The sequence below is a fragment of the Pseudoflavonifractor phocaeensis genome (assembly GCF_016901955.1).
Lineage (GTDB): Bacteria > Bacillota > Clostridia > Oscillospirales > Oscillospiraceae > Flavonifractor > Flavonifractor phocaeensis_A.
In genome coordinates this window covers 42494-60005 of the sequence record NZ_JACJLC010000006.1, presented here as the reverse complement: position 1 = coordinate 60005, position 17512 = coordinate 42494, and the positions used below count along the sequence as shown (strand labels likewise).

The 17512-nt window shown below is 59.6% G+C and carries 14 protein-coding genes; 2 read left to right on the top strand and 12 right to left on the bottom strand.

Annotation, left to right across the window (positions count from 1 at the left end):
- Positions 1–20: 20 nt before the first annotated feature.
- The 12 genes from H6B51_RS02655 to H6B51_RS02600 all read right to left on the bottom strand — a co-directional run bounded on the left by H6B51_RS02655 (position 21) and on the right by H6B51_RS02600 (position 14848).
- Positions 21–1580: a lipopolysaccharide biosynthesis protein gene (locus H6B51_RS02655; RefSeq protein WP_204882209.1), complete on the bottom strand. Its 1560-nt coding sequence runs from the start codon at positions 1578–1580 to the stop codon at positions 21–23.
- Entirely contained in the window at positions 1577–2704 is a 1128-nt protein-coding gene (locus H6B51_RS02650; RefSeq protein WP_204882208.1) for a polysaccharide pyruvyl transferase family protein, read from the bottom strand. Before H6B51_RS02650 ends, H6B51_RS02655 begins: the two co-directional genes overlap by 4 nt.
- Before the next feature lie 24 nt (positions 2705–2728).
- Entirely contained in the window at positions 2729–3784 is a 1056-nt protein-coding gene (locus H6B51_RS02645; RefSeq protein WP_204882207.1) for a glycosyltransferase family 2 protein, read from the bottom strand.
- The gene (locus tag H6B51_RS02640; protein WP_204882206.1) at positions 3774–4973 is read right to left on the bottom strand and encodes a radical SAM protein; all 1200 of its coding nucleotides are present in this window, start codon (positions 4971–4973) and stop codon (positions 3774–3776) included. Before H6B51_RS02640 ends, H6B51_RS02645 begins: the two co-directional genes overlap by 11 nt.
- A gap of 4 nt (positions 4974–4977) precedes the next feature.
- The gene (locus H6B51_RS02635; protein ID WP_204882205.1) at positions 4978–6216 is read right to left on the bottom strand and encodes a glycosyltransferase family 4 protein; all 1239 of its coding nucleotides are present in this window, start codon (positions 6214–6216) and stop codon (positions 4978–4980) included.
- Positions 6217–6248: 32 nt separating this feature from the next.
- Positions 6249–7526, bottom strand: a complete 1278-nt coding sequence (locus tag H6B51_RS02630) for a hypothetical protein (protein ID WP_204882204.1) — start codon at positions 7524–7526, stop codon at positions 6249–6251.
- 31 nt (positions 7527–7557) lie between these two features.
- A complete protein-coding gene (locus H6B51_RS02625) occupies positions 7558–8430 on the bottom strand; it encodes a metallophosphoesterase (protein WP_204882203.1) in 873 nt (290 codons plus the stop codon).
- A 12-nt stretch (positions 8431–8442) separates the two neighbouring features.
- Positions 8443–10236 (bottom strand): diguanylate cyclase domain-containing protein, encoded by a 1794-nt coding sequence (locus H6B51_RS02620; protein ID WP_204882202.1) that lies wholly within the window; start codon positions 10234–10236, stop codon positions 8443–8445.
- Between the two features lie 11 nt (positions 10237–10247).
- Entirely contained in the window at positions 10248–11669 is a 1422-nt protein-coding gene (locus H6B51_RS02615; protein ID WP_204882201.1) for a hypothetical protein, read from the bottom strand.
- Between the two features lie 27 nt (positions 11670–11696).
- Positions 11697–12848, bottom strand: coding sequence for a glycosyltransferase family 4 protein (locus H6B51_RS02610; protein WP_243421101.1), 1152 nt, complete (start codon positions 12846–12848; stop codon positions 11697–11699).
- A 106-nt stretch (positions 12849–12954) separates the two neighbouring features.
- The gene (locus tag H6B51_RS02605) at positions 12955–14088 is read right to left on the bottom strand and encodes a nucleotidyltransferase domain-containing protein (RefSeq protein ID WP_204882200.1); all 1134 of its coding nucleotides are present in this window, start codon (positions 14086–14088) and stop codon (positions 12955–12957) included.
- Between the two features lie 37 nt (positions 14089–14125).
- The gene (locus tag H6B51_RS02600) at positions 14126–14848 is read right to left on the bottom strand and encodes a sugar transferase (protein WP_243421100.1); all 723 of its coding nucleotides are present in this window, start codon (positions 14846–14848) and stop codon (positions 14126–14128) included.
- A gap of 411 nt (positions 14849–15259) precedes the next feature.
- On the opposite strand from H6B51_RS02600, the gene H6B51_RS02595 reads away from it, so the two are divergent.
- Both H6B51_RS02595 and H6B51_RS02590 read left to right on the top strand, forming a co-directional pair.
- Positions 15260–15424, top strand: a complete 165-nt coding sequence (locus tag H6B51_RS02595) for a hypothetical protein (protein WP_204882199.1) — start codon at positions 15260–15262, stop codon at positions 15422–15424.
- Between the two features lie 151 nt (positions 15425–15575).
- The gene (locus H6B51_RS02590) at positions 15576–17267 is read left to right on the top strand and encodes an ABC transporter ATP-binding protein (protein WP_204882198.1); all 1692 of its coding nucleotides are present in this window, start codon (positions 15576–15578) and stop codon (positions 17265–17267) included.
- Positions 17268–17512 lie beyond the last annotated feature (245 nt).

The following is a 17512-nucleotide window of genomic DNA, read 5'->3' as shown; positions in this document are numbered from 1 at the left end:
CAATAACGCGGCAGCCCCGTTCAGTTTGGTCCGGCCAGTCTGAGCAGCCAGCCCAGCCGTCCCCCGGTCATGCGGCCGGCGATCTCCGCCGCCCGCCGGAATTCCCCGCTCTTGCGGCTGACCAGCAAAAACCACAGGTTGGGCACCAGGCAGCAGATGGCCAGCCGGACAAAGATGGCCGCCCAGCCGGTGAGGGGCACCAGCACGCACAGGCCCAGCGAAGCGGCGGCCCCCACCGCCGTCATCGCCGCCCACCGCAGCAGTAGCCACAGATAGCCTCTCAACTCCCGCCGGTCAAAGAGGGTGGTAAACAGGTTGTGGAGCAGCCAGGGCATCCCCACCGTCAGGGTGGCGATGACGGTAGAGAGCACCACCCCGTAGATCCCCCACACCTGGACCAGCAGCAGGTTGAGCCCTAGGTTGGTCAGGGAGGTAGCCAGGGGACGGAACCGGTCCTCATGCCAGATGCCCGCGGCGTCCTTGTACATGTTCAGCAGGGTGTTGATCTCCTGGACAAAGAAATACACACAGAAGCACACCACGGCGCTGAAGCCCAGCATCAGTTTCTTTCCCACCCAGATCTCCATAAAGGGCTGGTACAGGCAGAGCAGGCAGCAGGCGCAGAATCCCGCCAGCCATCCGGTGATGAAGGTGAAGGTCCGCAGGTCCCGGTAATTTTTCTCCCCGCTCTCCACCACGATGCTGTTGCCCACTCCGGCCACGCAGGCGTTGAAGACCAGGGCCACCACGCCCATGATGGCACTGACGATGAAGTAGTAGTTCTGGTATACTGCCAATACCGTTAGCCCCAGGAAGGCGGAGACCACAATGGTATCGGCGGAATACACCACCACCGCCCCCACCTTGGCGGTGAACAGATCCCGGATGCGGCGGTTAATGATGCCCGTGGTGTCCCGGTCCAGCCGGCCTGTGGGACGATACTGGGGGTACATCCGCTTGGCCACCCAGGCGGTGAGCAGGTTGTTGAGTACCCCGGTCACCATAGCCGTGATGAGATAGGCATAGTAGTTCCCCCAGAACCGCAGCACCAGCAGTTGGACGGCGTAGGTCAGAGTGGAGGTGACCAGCGTGATCTTGCTCCCCACATCCGTCCGCTGGTGGGCGTTCAGCAGGCTGCCCCGGTAGGCCAGCAGCCAGTAGGACAGCACCGTAGTGCCCAGAGAGAGCAGATAGAGGACATTCAGATCCAGACCGGCGGGGATGTCCCCCTGGATCAGCCGGGGCAGGAAGGGCATGAGCACCAGCCCCAGCAGACCAATCACCAGCCCGATGATCCGGTAATACAGCCGGTACAGCCGCAGCAGGGCACAAATGGTCTCGGTATCGTCCTCCGCGATGGGGCGGTACATGCTGTACACCATGGCGGTGCCCACCCCCAGCTCCGCCAGGCTGAGCACCGACAGGATGGAGGTGAACAGGGAGCTGAGCCCCAGGTACTCCACTCCCAGCCAGTAGATCATGGCGGTGCGCATGACGAAGGGCAGCAGGATCTGATAGGCCTTCAGCAGCCCGCCGAACACCAGGTTCCGGCCGGCGTTCCGGGTGCGCTCGATCCTCATGTCTGCCCCTCCAGCACGTCCTTCAGCAGGGACAGGACCTCCGCCCGCCGCCGGGCCAGACGGGCATGGACCCGGTCAAACGCCTCGTCCGAAATGGGGGGCGGCAGCTCCGTCCCTTGGGCCACCGCCCGTTCCTCCAGCCCCGCCATGGACAGCAGGGTGGCGATTCGGCCGGACATATCCGCCGTGTCGTCCTCCCGGCTCAGGGCAAAAAACTGCCGCTGGAACACCAGGGAAAAGACGCAGCCGTGGAAGGAATCGGTAAACAGGACCTGACAGTCCCGGATGGCCCGCAAAAACCGAACCGGACCCCAGACATAGTTTTGGGGCACGGTCAGGTCGTTCATCCACACCACCAGCAGGCCGGCCCTGCGGGCATAGTCCCGGATGATCTGCCGCCGCCGGGGGGAAACCTGCCCCAGGAAATAGGCCAGCACATACTTTCTGGAGGCCACCGGCGGCTCCTGTTCCGTCAGTTCCGCCCAAAATTCGGGCTCTACCAGCAGGGTGGGGTCGGGGAACACAGGGCAGTCCAGGCCGGTGAGCCTTTGGATGAGAGCCCGGCCGTCCTCCTCCCGCACCGACAGGAAATGGAACTGCTTCAGATAGTGGGCAATGGTCTCCGCTCGCTCCGGGGGCAGCTGGGCCACCCCAAAGCTGGGGGCAATGGCAATGCGCTTCTCCGCCGGGGCAAAGCGCAGGTAGGCCAAGTGGGGCTCAGGGATGATATCCCCGATAAAATAGGGATTCCAGATCTGGTCGCTGCCCGCCACAAACCAACGGCAGTCCCCGAAAGGCTTCTGTGATGCACTGCACGCCGGAATCAAATGAGGCGTCATGGAGAGATATCTGCGGTTAAAGGCTAACACAGCCTCTTTTCGACGTTTTTTCAAGGTCTCGGAATGCTCATCTTTTCCCAGAGCCGCCCTGCATGTACTGTTAACCCACCGCAAGAGCTTGACCTGGGCCAGCCGCCGTTTCACAGGCACTCGTTTTTCCGGACAAAAGCGCAAGGTAACCGGCTCCCATCCCAAGCCGGAGAGCAACGCCTGCATAGCAAGATTCTGAAGACGGTTTCCATAGTTGATCTCATCCAGTATGGTAATGACGCCAACACGCTTCATTGGCTGCTCCCGTCCTTTCCGGTCTCAGAATTTACGCAGCCTGCGGCGGTGGAGCAGCCTAACCATAGGCCCCTCCAGGATGATCCAGCGCAGGCGCAGGAAGAGGTAGAGAAGCAGGGGGCTGCCCAACCGGAGCATCCGCCGGTACAGATGGCCGAACACCTCCAGGCGCTGGCCTTCCGCCCGCACCTCCGCCATATCCGGCTTAGTCAGGGCAGCCTTTACCGCCCGACTGCCCCTCCAGACCTGCCAGGCCCGGTACCGACGCAGGCTGTCCTGAAAGGCCATGTCCGTCAGCTTGATCCGGTCGGCAGTGAGCAGATCCTCCATCTCCCGCCGGTCAAAGCCCACCAGCTCGTCCATCCGGTGGATGGCCTCCAGCTTGCACCGCATGGAGTCGGCCATGGCGGATGTGATTTTGGACAGGCTGCCGGGGGTGTCGAAGTATCGGTATAAATGCTCCTGCCACAGGCAGATCTGTCCCGACCGGTCCAGCAGGCAGGTGATATACTCCACCACGAAGATAGAGTCCTCCCCGTGGGCGATCTCTCCATGGAACCGAAGCCCATGGCGGCGGACGACGCCGCCGTCATAGCATTTGCCCCAACAGCACCACAGCCATCCCGCACCCCAGAGCTGGAGCAGCTGGTCGTAACTGGGGAAATAGACTCCCTCCTTGCAGGGCAAAGCGGCTATGCCGGAGGGCAGGCCCTGGGTGGAAGAGATGGTAAGGGCCACGCCTGGCCGGGCCATTGCCTCCGCATGGGCCTGACAGTACCGGGGAAGCACCTCGTCGTCACAGTCGCAGAACATGATGTACTTTCCCCGAGCGATTTCCAACCCCTTGTTCCGGGCGGCCGACACCCCGCCGTTTTTCTGGTGGACCGCCACAATCCGCTTGTCTCCGGCGGCAAATGCGTCGCACATGACGCCCGAACCGTCGGTGGAGCCGTCGTCCACCAGGATGATCTCAATATTGTTTTCTGTCTGCGCCTGGATGGAGCTGACACAGGAGGATAAATATTCCTTCCCATTGTACACCGGCACAATGACGCTGACCAGAGGGGTCTCAGCCGCCATGGGAGCTCCTCCCCTCTTGGGCCAGCTGGGCGGCCACGTCGGCGTCTACGATATCCTGGCCGCTGCGGTGGCGCAGCTGCTCCCGGCTGGCCTGGGACAGGCCGTCGTTCACCGGGACGCTCCGGTCGCAGGTGGAGCGGGCGTCCAGCTCCGCTTTGGTCACCTTCCCGTCCCGCAGGGCCCGGACGGCGGGCAGCTCGTACATGGAATACTTGTCCCGCTTCCAGAACCGGAGGAATTTGTGGCGGATCACCCACCAGGCGGGGGTCCAGATGTACTTGTGCATGGCGGGGGACACCGAGCCGATCATCCAGCAGTTCCGCCGACATCCCCGGACCTTGGCCCGCACCGCCTCCGCCTGGGGACTGTGCCACAGCTCCTCCCAGCTCTGGGTGTTCAGGTTGCCCATGACCTCCTTGTCCTTGGTGCCGTTGCAGGGCATCACGTCCCCGTAGGGGTCAATAAAGAAGGTGTCGAAGCTCATGTCGCAGGGGAGAAGCCGCTGCTGGCCGTAGATGTAGTTGATGAGCCCGTGGTTGAAGTAGGCCCGGAACCATTTCTTGGGGCTGGGGGAGCGGAGCAGCTCATTGATGAGGGCCTCAAAGTGGGCGGCCACCATGGGCCGGTCATGGATGATGTTCTTGTTCTCCACAAAGTAGAAACTGTTGTGGAGGGAGGCGGTGGCAAACTCCATGCCCATCCGGTCGCTGAGCCGGTACAGGGGCACCAGGTCGGGGGCGTTGCAATCCTGCACCGTCATACCGAAGCCCACGTCCTTCATCCCCATTTTTACCAGCTTCTCCAGGGTGGTATAGCCCCGTTGAAACCCGTCGGGCAGGCCCCGGATGGAGTCGTTGGTCTCCTGGAGCCCTTCGATGGAGATGCGGATGCCTACCTGGGGAAACGCCCGGCACAGATCCAGAATGCGGTCGGTAAAAAAACCGTTGGTGGAGATGACGATGCGGTCGCTCTTTTTGTACAGCTCCCGGACGATGTCCTTCAGGTCGGTGCGGATGAAGGGCTCCCCACCGGTGATGTTGGTGAAATACATGGGGGGAAGCTTGCGGATGGTGTCCAGGGTGAGCTCCTCCTCCGGCTTGGAGGGGGCCTTGTAGCGGCTGCACATGGAGCAGCGGGCGTTGCACCGATAGGTGACGATCACGGTGCCGTTGAGCTTCTTTTCCGCCATAGCCTCACACCTCCACTTTGGGCCTGCCGGTACAGGCTTCATAGTATTCCATCAGCCGCTCCACATAGCGCCGGGGATCGAACATGGCCCGGGCCCTTGCCAGGGAGGCCCGGCACATGGCGGAGTAGTCCGCCGGGGTCAGGGCAAAGACCTGCTCCAGCGCGGCGGCCAGGGCTTCGGCCCCCTCCGCCGCCGGGTACACATAGCCGTTTTCTCCCGGTTCCACCAGCTCGGGCAGTCCCCCCAGGTCGGACACCACCAGGGGCTTGCCCAGGGCCATAGCCTCCATGGCGCTGTAGGGGCCGTTTTCATAGCCCTCTGAGGAGAGCACAACGCACCGGCTGCGGCGGATGATGTCCAGCAGGACCTGACCAGTCTGGAACCCCTTGAAGGTAATGCGCCCACCCTTGGCCGCCAGATGGCGAAAGGCCTCCTCGTCGGGGCCGGTGCCGCAGATCACCAGGGGGAAGTTTGTCTTTTGAGCCGCCCGGATCAGGGTGGCCACTCCCTTCTGTGCCACCAACCGGCCGAAGTAGAGCACATATCCGTCGTCCCCGTCGTTGCACTCATAGGACGTGTCCAGGGGCAGGGGGTTGCGGAGGGTCAGGATGGGGGCGGAGGTGAATCCGGCCCCGGCCAGCAGGTCCCGATGGAACTCAGAGGGGCAGATAAACAGATCCACCTGGCGATACCAACCCTTTTTGCGGATGAATTCTGCCTCCTGTGCGGACAAAACGCTCATCAGCCTGGAACCCCGGATGCATTTCTCCCTTACACAGTGGCGAAAATCACCGTCCAGACATTTGCGGCACACCCGGCCCTTTCCGTCCAGCATGGAGTAGGCGGGACAGACGGCAATGAGATCGTGCATGGTCCAGAAGATGGGCAGATGGGGATCGTACTGCCGGATAGCGTCAATGACCGACAGCGTGAGGTGCTTATGTACCAGATTGAGGACCACCAGATCGGGCCGCTCCTTCAGCAGCAGGGCAGACAGCTTCACATAGGCCTCTTTGGAGTAGTACATCCGGCGCACCAGTGCCAGCTTGTTTTTCAGCCCGCCCTCGGTGGACACATGGGACACGAAGTAGTGGGCCTGGGGGCAGGGCAGGTTGCGTTCGTCCTCCATGGAGAAGAACACCGCCTGGTGGCCCATGGCCTCCAGGGTTTCCGCCAGGGTGAAGTAATAGGTCTCGCTGCCACCCTTGCGATAATGAAATTTGTTGACCAGCAATACCTTCACCAGGGTCGCGCCTCCTCCCAAAACCGGCAGTCCTAGAAGGTGATCCGGAGCCGCCTACGCCCCACCAGGGGCAGATTCTGCCCCTCCTTCCGGCTCTTTTCCCGGATGGTCTTTTCCACCCAGAGCAGGGACAGATACATATAGGCCACGTTGGGGGGCCAGTAGTACAGGGTGTTGTCGGTTGTAAAGGTAGTCCACATATAGATGGTACTCACCAGCAGGAAGATTGCCCCCTGGAAACCCACCCGCTTGCCGATGGCATAGATCCGGAAGCGGATCTCGTACCACAGCCAGGCAAACCAGGTCCAGAAGCCCACTTCGATGTACATTTGCAGAAAGATGTTGTGGAGCTGATGAACCACGCCCTCCACCGCCTCTTCGTAGCGGTAGACAAACCGGACTCCCAGGCCCAGGAAGGAGGGGGCAAGCTCATAGAAGCTGCTGTAGCGGGCGTAAAAAGCGTCCCGGCTCATTACATTGATGCCCAGGGCGTCCACGATGTCGTAAAAGACGCCCGCTTTAATGGACCAGAGGTAAAGAAACGCCAGCAGGATGCCGCCGTAGCCCAGCACCGCCCCATACACCCGCCGGGCCTTGTCTCCCATTTTCAGGTAGGGCAGAATGAGCACCAGCGGCAGGATGACGGCGGCGATGGCGATGCGCTTCATGGCCAGGGAGAAGTAGAAAATGGCCAGCAGCAGATGGCCCAGCCGGAGTTTGCCGTTTTTCCGGTAGAGCAGGAAAAAGAGGATGTAGGGGCCAAACCCAAAGGCCATGTCGTGGAGCTCCATGGCGCTGATCGCCTGGCCGGTTTCCGAGGCAAAGGAGGTAACCAGGGCAATGTACTCGGAAAATACCTGGCCCACGCTGCTGGCCAGGATGGTCTGCACCAGCTTTACCGTGTTGGCTATACACATGGTATAGAAGTTCAGATAGACCGCCGATTCCCCGAACAGATAATAGGACCCCACTACATAGCCCACGGCGGTGATCATGTAGATGGTGTTTAGGGAGCCTCGGATGATATAATCCACTGTCTGGAAGCTGCTGATCCAAATGACCAGGGACCAGATCCAAAACAGCAGGAAAGGGAAATAAAAGAGCAAAAAATACTTGATATACCGCTTGATAAGTTGAAAATCTGGATTGATAGCAAAGGCCAGGGCGGCCCAGCCCATGATCACAAGGCCCACAATGTATTTCAGGCCCACATTGAAGTAATAGCAGGCGCAAAGGTTGGCCAACAAAGCCAGAACCATGAACAGAGCCTTGCCCAGATGTTCGGTTGTAAAGAGCGCCCTTTTTCCCATGGAGCCGTCCTCCGCTGGCCTCTAGCCGTGTTCAGTAGCAGTCGATATCCACCACCACCAGCTCCGGCCTGTTATTGAATCTGGGGAAGATGCTGGAGGTCCCCAACCCCCGGCTAATGACCACGGTGGAGCCCAGCCGCTTCATACACCCCTGGGTCAGTTCGGGGAAAAAGCCCTGGCCCGGGGCGTACAAGGCCCCGATGCCCGGCAGTTTGATCAGCCCCCCGTGGGCATGGCCACATAGGGCCAAATCCACGGGATAGCCCTCCATCAGCTCATCAAAAAGCTCCGGATGGTGGGTCAGTAGCAGGGTAAAGCACTCCTGCCGGCAGAATTCCTCCAAAAAGGCAGGGGCGTCCCGGTAAAATGTACCAGTGTCGGCATACATGCCGCCGATGGAGAGTTGATTGCCGTTGATCTCCACCAGCTCGGACTGGTAATCCAGAATATGGACCCCTACGGCCTCCAGCTGGTCAGGTAGGGTGGTATTCACCCCGTTCATGATGTCCCCGTACTCGTGATTGCCCCAGGCATAGTACACCGGGGCAATCTCCCCCAGCTGCCGGCACAGATCCACCACCGGGGAGAGGCTGGTGTTCTTTGCGATGGTCATGTCTCCGGTAATGGCAATGAGATCGGGCTCCAGGGTGCGAATGCGTTCCACCAGCTGGCTGTTGTTGTCGCCAAACTGGTTCAGATGCAGGTCAGAGAGCTGGACCACCCGCACGTTCTCTGACAGCTGATCGCTGCGCGCCTGATAGAAGGTAGTCTCAAACTGTCCGTTGCTGAAACCGAAGATGAGAGTGGAGACCACCGCCACCGCCAGACAGAGTAGGGTCAGGAAAGCTACCCACTTTTTTACGGCAGACGGGGGCGTCCGTTGTTTGTTTGCGATGCGATTCACGGCAATCCCCCCTTACTGCTTTGAGTTTTTGATGGCCGCCTGGAGCAGCTTACGCACATCGTAAATCGACTCCATATTGGAAATGGCATGGCCCACGTTGATGGTGATGGACTCGGCGGGCTCCAGGCTGTTGGCGTATTCGATCTCTGCGGTGATCCGATCCACCATGGTCTGCACCTTATCCTCGTTACAGTGCTCAAACAGACCGATGAACTGGCCGCTGTTGTTGTAGCCCACAAAGCCCTCGCTGGAAAGCGCATCTCCCAGGATCTTACCCAGCTTTTTCAGGGCGTTGTCCCCGCTTTTCCGGGTAACGCCGGCCTGGTTCACTCCGTCAAAGCGGAACTGGATATACAGGCAGGCAAACCAGTCAGGCAGCAGGTGGGCGCTGTACTTTTCCACCTGCAAATCGCACCGGCCCCGGTTGGGTAGGTTGGTTTTCCGGTCGATGTACAGGAAGTAGTTCATAAAGTCTCCCAGCCGCCCCAAGGCGATGGCGGCACAGCAGCCCATAAACAGGAAGATGAGCATGGCCAGGCCGGTGTAAATGGGCAGGCTCAGGTTGCTGTAGGCGGCCACACTGGTAAGCACATTGATGTTGCGGGCGCTGACTACTCCGTTGTACTCATCCATGGTGTCACATACCACATCGTACAGCTGGCTCATGTCGGCGGCAATTTCGGTGATCTCCTGGGACACATAGGCGGCGGTGCCCTGGGGGATGTAAGTCCCGGTGGCCTCCTGGCTGAAGGTGTCGTACATCTTTTGGTAGTTTAGGATGGACCGCTCCAGGAATGCCTGCTCAGAGTGGAGCGTGAGGTACTGATTGATGAGCTTGTCATAGGTGGTGATGGTATTGGTGATGCGGTTGTTGTCCAGCTCCACGTCCGCCAGGATCAGGCCGCTGCTGGTCACGTCCGTACCGGAAAAGCTGTAGTTGGAGCCGTCCAGGGTCTTGGTGCCGAACTGCTGAATCAGGGCCCGGGTTTTTTCCAGGGTGCTGCTGGTATTGGTCAGGTTGATCCGATCCAGCGTCAGCTTGTTTGCATAATTGGTGAGCAGTACGTCCCGGTCCTGGGCAATCTGGTTGTTCAGGATCATGGCGTACAGCTTTTGCAGCTCGGTGTCCCGGATGTATTCGTACTCGTCCTGGAGGTCGGAAAGGGCGTAACCGGTCTGGGTGCTGCGAAAGCCGGGATAGTTCTCGTCCTTCTGGCTGAGGTAGCCTACAATCTGGTTGCAGCTCTCCTGGAGCAGATCCACGCACTCGATGTAGTCATACTTCTCCACCGACACGTTGGCGGCGTTCTGGGGGAAGGATACGTCGTCAATGTATTTGGTGCTGTACTGGATCAGATAGGCGTCGATGATGGCGTTGAGCACGTCGGTGGCATAGTCCAGGTTGGTGTCGCTGTCCCCCGTAAAGCTCACCTGATACTGGGTGGGGAAGTACTCGTACTCCTCGCCCTCCTCCAGCAGGGCCTCCTTCCGGATGAGCTCATCCTCAGGGATAATCTCCTCCACCGTGACCCCGGAGCGGATGCTCTCCACGCTGGTGGACAAGCCCAGCTCCTGGATCGCCTGGGTGACCACCGAGGCGCTGTAGATCTCGCTGACGTCAATCTCGGTGCCCGCGGGGGTAAGGCCCTCGGATGCGTTGGCATTGACATATTTCAGAATAACGGTGGCGGTATAGCTCTGGTTCTGCCGGGCAAACTGGTATACCAGGATACAGCCAACTACGGTGATCAGGATAATCAGATAGCCAAAGGTCTTGATGTAGCGCAGCAGCTGAAAATCTTTCATATCCTGTCACCTCACTTTCCGTTCTGATCGTGGGGGGCTTCCCCAGTGGACTGGCCGGGCAGCTCCCGCCGGCGGTTCTCCAGGTAGAAGGCCGCCAGCACCACCAGTCCGGCCACGCCCGCCAGCACCAGGCCCACCTTTACGTTCAGCTTGGACAGCAGGCCGGCGTTGGGATACTGGAAGCTCACATAGTTGTGGGTCAGCTCGTTCTGGTACTCCCAGTTCAGGTCGGTAGCCAACTCCTCCAGCTCTCCAATCTGATCGTCCAGGGACTGGATCATCTGGTCCGCCCGGGCGGCGCTGGCCTGGCCGTTGTCGGCCTGGATATTGGCGATGATATCAATATTCTGGTCGATCTGCACCTGATACTCCTTGGCCTGCTGGAGATAGTCCTCCGCCTCGTTGGCCAGCTCGTCGATGCCGGTCTTGGTGCGGGCCATATAGTACTCGCCCAAATCATCATAGGTGGGGATGAGCACCGAGTCGATCATGGCGTTCTCGTACTCCTCGATGATATCGGTACGGATCTGGTACTCGTCCATGGCCTGGTCATATTGCTTTTGCAGGTTTTCGTTCTTATACTCCAGGGTGGCCACGGTGAGCACGTCGTTCTTGGCCAGTCCGTTTTCCCACACATAGGCTTTGAACTGCCCATAGGACAAATCGCGGATGTTGTTCAGGATCTCCTGGAGGTTCTGGAAGGTCTGGCCGGTCTCCGACGAGGAGAAGGCCACACCCTCGTTGACCCGCTCGGACAGGAAAGCGCTTACCCGCTCAAGACGGAGGTTGATGTAGGAGACAATATCCAGGTACTCCATAGCTCCATAGTCTGCCGCCTCATCCTCAAAGGCCACGGTATTCCGGGTATAGCTGCCAAAAAACACATCCTTATAGGCTTTGACCACCATTTTTAACATCTCGCTGGGGACGCAGCCCCCGTCGCCTCCGTCCAGCCCGTACCCGCTGGACAGGTGGATGTAAAAGGAGGTGGCGATATAAGCGTCCTCATCATAATAGCCCCGGTCGGTGTAGGTGCCCACCGAGATGTGGTCGATCAGGTCGTCCGGCTCAACCAGCCCCTCCACACCGGCGTATTGAATGGCCAGCTCGGCCACCTTCTCGCTGCGCACCTCACTGATGGAGAACCGGGTGTTGTTGGGGGTGAGCCCCTTGGTGGACTGCTCATAGTTCAGGGAGAGCACCGCCACCGCCTCCCGGTCATTCTGGAAGTAAAAATAGAGGCAGCAGTCAAAAAATACCGTCACCACCGCCAGCAGCAGGATGAGCCATCGGGAGACCAGAACTTGGATCAGCTTCTTGATGGAAAAGAATTTGATATCCTCTTCCGGGGAAACGGCATAGGCCCAGCTGTCCTGCTTCCGCTCGTCGGCAATCTGCTCGGCAATGGTTTTTCTTCTCTTGAATTTCGCCATAGCGCTACACCTTCTATCCTGTGGCTCTTATTTCACGGAACCCTCGCCCCGCTTGGGGCGGGCTTCCTGGTACAGTTCCAGGGTACGCCGGGTGATCTCATCCCAGTCGTGGATCTGGAAAAACGTTTCCCGCCGCCGGCAGACCTCTTCCGCAGTCAAATTGGGGTCAAATATCTGCCCCCGCAGCGCGGGAGCGGCCAGCACTGCCGCCAGCTCTGCCCGGAGGGAGTCCACATCCCCCCGGCGGAAATAGCGGATCAGCCCGGGGGCGATATCCTGGTTCTCCGGGATATCGCTGGCCAGGCAGGGCGCCCCATAGCTCACCGCCTCCAGCAGGCTCATGGCCATGCCCTCCACGTCGCTGGGCAATATGTACAGCAGGCAGTTGGCATAGAGCTCCTCCAGCGCCGCCCCCTCCACAAAGCCTGTCAGCTTCACCCGGGGGTCAAGGGCAGCCATGGCCCGGATCTCCTTGATGTAGGGGGTCTCGGGTTCCAGCCCTCCCGCCACCACCAGAGGCAGATCGGTGTCCAGCTCCCGGTATGCCTCCAGCAGGTAGTGCAGCCCCTTCTCCGGGGTGAGCCGGGCCAAAAAGAGCAGATAGCCATTTGCGGTCAAGCCGTATTTCTCACCGATCACCTTCGCCGGACGGGGCTGGGGTCGGGTAATCCCGTTGGGGATGAAATCGGCCTGCCGGCCATAGGTCCTTTGAAAATACCGGCTCATCTCCGCCGACAGCACGATGAGCCGGTCGGCCCGACGGGCGGCCTGACGCTCCCCCATCATCAGATAGGCGGAGGCAAACCTGCCCCACTTGGCCCGCTGCCAGTCCAGACCGTGGATGGTGGACACGCACCGCTTCCGAAACAGCTTGGCCAGGGCGATCATGCAGCTGGGACCCTCGGCGTGAAAGTGGAGCACATCATAGCCACCGGCAATGGCCCGCAGGGTGGCGAAAAAAGAATACACAAAGGCGTTGAGCTTCTCATTGGCGAAGGTCCTTACCTCCACCACCCGGCAGTCCTGCCACTGACGGAGTTTGGGTTCCTTAACCCGCCGGTTGTAAATGGTGACCTGGTGGCCCAGGGCGGCCATCCGGCTGGCCAGTTCCCCCACCACCACCTCAATGCCCCCAACGCGGGAGGGGACCCGTTTGTGGCCGATCATGGCGATTTTCATAGGGACAGCCCTCCTTGTGCTTCAGCCTCTTCTGGGGGACGCTGCCCCTCATCTCTCAGGTAAATGTCCGGCAAAAGGGAACTATGCCGCTGGGTAGGGTTCTTTCCTACGTCTCATGGAACGGGGAGCGGCGGCGCACCAGCTGGCGGAACAGGCGGCGGAGCCAGCATACTGGCAGCAGGACGGGATACTGTTCCAAGCCAGGGTAGTCTCGCACCATATAGGCTCTGCCAATAAACAACCGCCGCCAGGCAAAGACCGTTCTGTTCCAGAGCATGGGGCGGCGCTGGAAATCCGGAGGCACCGCATGGGCGATCCGGGCCAGCTTGGAGCCGTGGGTGCCGGCGGCATAGATCTCCTGCTCCATGATCCGGGCCCTGCTCCTGTGGGGGACCACCGGATGGGGACCAAACCAGTCCCGGCCCAGCGCCTCCACTTGTCGGGCAAAGGAGAGCAGCCCCATCTGCCGCAATCCGCTCTCCACTCCGCCCCAGTCCATGCCGTCTTCCCAGGCCGTCCGGGCCAGGTAGATATCCAGCACCGACCGGATCCCGCAGCCTACCATGAAAAAGTGCTTGGCCATGTGAGCCACCAGGAACAAATAACTGAATTCCCGTGACAGGCGGAAACCACCGGCGCCATCCGGGACAGTGTGGTCCCAGGCTCCACCCAGATACCGCGCCCCCGGGTCCCAGGGGGGCACCAACCAAGGATGAAGCTCCACTGTCATATAGGGCGGCTTATGGTAAACGGCATGAAAGTCGGCCTGATCCTCTTCCGGGCTATCCTGGTAGCCCAGCGCCTCCATCAGATTGGCTCCCAACTGCCGGGCCTCCGGGGGGATCAGATAGTCCAGATCCGCCATCTGCCGGAAGCTTCCCTGGGGGTAGAGCTCCGCCAGCTGGGCTCCCTTCAGAGACACCAGAGGAATACCAGCCTCCCGAAACCGGGCGGAGATGGCCTGATGCTCCGTCTCCTGGGTCAGGCTCAGGACCAGATACTGCATACACTGGCGTTCCCATTCCCGGCAGGTGTCTGGGTCCTCCCGGGCCACTCGGTCTTTGATCCGATAAAAGGCCAACTGCTCCACGCTGTGCCTTCTGGCCATATGGTAAACCTGCCGCCAGGTGAGCCCCGGAGGCAGATCCGGCGGGTCTGTCTCATGCAGGGCGGCGGACAGCAGCAGGATCAAATAGTCTCCCGCTGGCAGCAGGTCGGCCATGATACCAAATTGATCCATGATAACTCCTTCTCGGGTGAGCCGGCGTGGAGAAGGCCTACCGCCCGTCCCGCCGCAGCATGGTGCGCACCGTAGCCAGGATGATCTTGATATCCCCCCAGAAATTCCGGTCGCAGATGTAGGATATATCCAGATCCATCCATTCCTCAAAGCTCAGGTCATTGCGCCTGGGCTGGATCTGCCAGGCGCAGGTGAGCCCCGGGGTGACCATCAGCCGCAGCTTGTCAAACTCGCTGTAATGGGCCACCTCCTGAGGCAGAGGGGGCCGGGGACCCACCACAGTCATATTGCCCATGAGCACGTTGACAAACTGGGGCAGCTCGTCCAGGCCGGTCCGGCGCAGAAACCGCCCGCCCCGGATGATCCGGGGATCGTCGGCGATCTTGAATACCGGTCCGTTCATCTCGTTTTGGTCCTTCAGCTGCTCCAGAAGCTCGTCGGCATTGGCTACCATGGTGCGGAACTTGTAGACGATAAAGGGCTTGGCGTGGCGGCCCAGGCGGACCTGCTTGTAGATAGGCCCGGCGTGGGGATCACTGATCACGATAAACAGGGAGATTCCCAGAAAAACCGGGGAGAGCAGAGTAAGGGCCAGAGTGGAAAACACTATGTCAAATACCCGTTTTCCCCGCCAGTACCATCTGCGGTCCTTTGTATACAACCGGTCCAGATATTCCTGCCGGTGCTTTAGATCCTCCTGCAATTTGATACGGTCTACGTCACCCATCCGTATCCCGTCATCCTGCGTGGCATATTTCATGACACACTCCACCATTTCCATGTAAGGTAGATGGCTCCTCTCTAGGTTGCGGCAATGGGGCACGGACAGTCTTCTCCTCATCCTTATGTACAGGCCCCAAAAATATGCAAATTTCTCTATTCTATACTTATTATATGTCGTCTGTCCGTGACTGTAAAGAAACAAATTATTTTCTGCCCGTGGAATTCGAATTTCTATCCAGCCTATATTCCACCTTTGGCATACTCCATTTTATTGTATCATGATTTGATCAAACGTTGCCTGCAAATTATTCAAATAAACCTGCGGAATTTGCCACAAAAGAAAAAATTTCCGATGATTTTCCAGCGTGCTTGACAAGGAAAACGCAGTATGCTAAATTGAACCTTGAACCACAAGAGATTCCCTGACTTGTGCAAGGAGGTCTACCAGATGAATATGAAGTCACCTTATACGCCTCCCCAATGGGAGCTTATCCTTCTGCGGAGCGAGGATATCATCACCACCAGCGGTGCGGGCTGGAATAACAACGGCAACGGCAATGGAAACGGCCACTGGTTTGACGAAAAGCCCGGAAAGGGCGGCCACAAGGGCTGACCGCCCGGCTTCCGCGCGCCTGCTATGGACAGAAAGAAGCAGCCATTCCCCCGGCTGCTTCTTTTCTTTTGCCCGGAGCTGTTGTACACTGTAGCTGTATCCGGCCGGTCTGTTTGGGCCGCCGGTAAATCCAAGGAGGGGAGGCAGGTCTATGAAGAATCCTCAGAAGGGCTCCATCCGCTGGATCTGGCGGCACAGCGGCCGGTACCGCTATGGCGTGTTCGCCATTACGGCGCTGTATGTGCTGGCGTCGGTAAATACCGTCCTCTTTCCGGTGCTGTTTCGTAATCTCATCGACAGCGTCACTTCTGGGGCACTGAGTTCCTTTCTGCTGTATGGAGGGATCTACGCCGGGCTCTATTTGCTGGCCACCCTGCTGGAGGCCCTGTACACCCACATTAACCATCGAGTGTGCTTCCGGATGGAGGCTCACATGAAGGGATACCTATACCAGGGTCTGCTCCATACCGAGTACGCCTCACTCCAGGGACACAGCATGGGAGAGCTGAGCAGCCATCTGAACAACGACGTAAATATTGTTACCTCCGGCCTGGCCAATCTGATTCCCAGTCTGATCGCCCTGCTGATCCGGGTCGCGGGGGCCGCTCTGGTGCTGCTGCTGTGGGATCCCCGCTTTTTCCTGATCTTCACTGGGGCTCTGCTGGTGGGGGCGGTAGGGATGTTTTTTCTCCGCAAGCCCATGCAGGCGCTCCACCGGCAGCTGCGCCAGGAGTATGACGGGGTGGAGGCCGTCCAGCAGGACACCCTGCGCAATACTCTGATGGTGCGCTCCTTCCTGGGCTTTGGCAGCGCCATGCATACTTGGTCGGACCGGGTGGACCGGCTGCGCCAGGCCAGCTACCGGCAGAACCGGGTATCCAACCTGCTCCACACGGGCTATCTTCTGTTTATCAATCTGGGCTACCTGGGCTGCCTGGCCTGGTACGGCCTGGGCGTTATCGCCGGCACCGTGTCTTACGGAATGCTGGCGGGGGCGCTCCAACTGGTGAATCAGCTCCAAAGCCCCTTTGGGGAGATCAACCAGCTCTTTTCCAGCTATTGCGCCATGCAGACCTCCGCCCTGCGTCTGATCGCCCTGGACGAACTGCCCAAGGAGCCACCCCAGGAGCCCATGTCGGACGGGGACATGGCCAGCCTGGAGCTTCGGGACTTGTCCTTCACCTATGGGGACGGTCTGGTACTGGACGGAGTGGACCTGACCATCCAGCGGGGGGAGTTCATCGCCTTTGTGGGCATGTCCGGGGAGGGCAAGAGCACCCTGCTGAAGCTGCTGCTGGCTCTGTACCGTCCCACCGGCGGCAGCGTTACCCTGGTGGACGGACAGGGAAACCGCCGGCCTTTGTCCGCCGCCACTCGTGGGCTGTTCGCCTATGTACCCCAGGGCAACAGCATCATGGCGGGCACCCTCTATCAGGCCATCTCCTTCGCCTACCACCGTACGGATTTTTCTCCGGAGGAGCGGGCGAGGATCCGGCAGGCCTGCGCCGTGGCCTGCGCCGACGGCTTTATCCAGGCCCTTCCCGACGGATATGATACCCGGGTGGGGGAGGCGGGGACAGGCCTCAGCGAGGGTCAGCTCCAGCGGCTGGCCATTGCCCGGGCCGTCTACCACCACGCTCCGGTGCTGCTGCTGGACGAGGCTACCTCCGCCCTGGATGGCGATACCGAGCGGCAGGTATTGGACAATATTCGGCGGCTTCAGGACAGAACGGTGCTCATTATCACCCATAATCGCCAGGCTCTTACCATCTGCGACCGGCAAATACGGCTCAAGGGAGGCAAACTGTACGAAACGCCGGACTCCCCCGCCGGTAACACATGATCGTATCTGTATCATACCTCCCGACCACGGCGGGCGCCCTGGGGTCATCCCCGGAGCGCCCGCTTTTGCTTTGTTTTCCAAGCGCCCAGTATTTCGGAAAACGTCTTGCCCCAACTGTTTTGGATTTAGATCCATTATGTGGTATTTTTCTTTGTGCAAATTGCCCAATTTTCTATATTTTTACATTTTTTATTGGCTACCCGGTGGCTACCGGTAGCCGCAAGTATTTCTTATACCCCTTGCAC

Coding starts and splice junctions, on each gene's coding strand:
- H6B51_RS02655 (WP_204882209.1), bottom strand. CDS start 1,580: ATGAGGATCGAGCGCACCCGGAACGCCGGCCGGAACCTGGTGTTCGGC.
- H6B51_RS02650 (WP_204882208.1), bottom strand. CDS start 2,704: ATGAAGCGTGTTGGCGTCATTACCATACTGGATGAGATCAACTATGGA.
- H6B51_RS02645 (WP_204882207.1), bottom strand. CDS start 3,784: ATGGCGGCTGAGACCCCTCTGGTCAGCGTCATTGTGCCGGTGTACAAT.
- H6B51_RS02640 (WP_204882206.1), bottom strand. CDS start 4,973: ATGGCGGAAAAGAAGCTCAACGGCACCGTGATCGTCACCTATCGGTGC.
- H6B51_RS02630 (WP_204882204.1), bottom strand. CDS start 7,526: ATGGGAAAAAGGGCGCTCTTTACAACCGAACATCTGGGCAAGGCTCTG.
- H6B51_RS02620 (WP_204882202.1), bottom strand. CDS start 10,236: ATGAAAGATTTTCAGCTGCTGCGCTACATCAAGACCTTTGGCTATCTG.
- H6B51_RS02615 (WP_204882201.1), bottom strand. CDS start 11,669: ATGGCGAAATTCAAGAGAAGAAAAACCATTGCCGAGCAGATTGCCGAC.
- H6B51_RS02610 (WP_243421101.1), bottom strand. CDS start 12,848: ATGAAAATCGCCATGATCGGCCACAAACGGGTCCCCTCCCGCGTTGGG.
- H6B51_RS02605 (WP_204882200.1), bottom strand. CDS start 14,088: ATGGATCAATTTGGTATCATGGCCGACCTGCTGCCAGCGGGAGACTAT.
- H6B51_RS02600 (WP_243421100.1), bottom strand. CDS start 14,848: ATGAAATATGCCACGCAGGATGACGGGATACGGATGGGTGACGTAGAC.
- H6B51_RS02595 (WP_204882199.1), top strand. CDS start 15,260: ATGAATATGAAGTCACCTTATACGCCTCCCCAATGGGAGCTTATCCTT.
- H6B51_RS02590 (WP_204882198.1), top strand. CDS start 15,576: ATGAAGAATCCTCAGAAGGGCTCCATCCGCTGGATCTGGCGGCACAGC.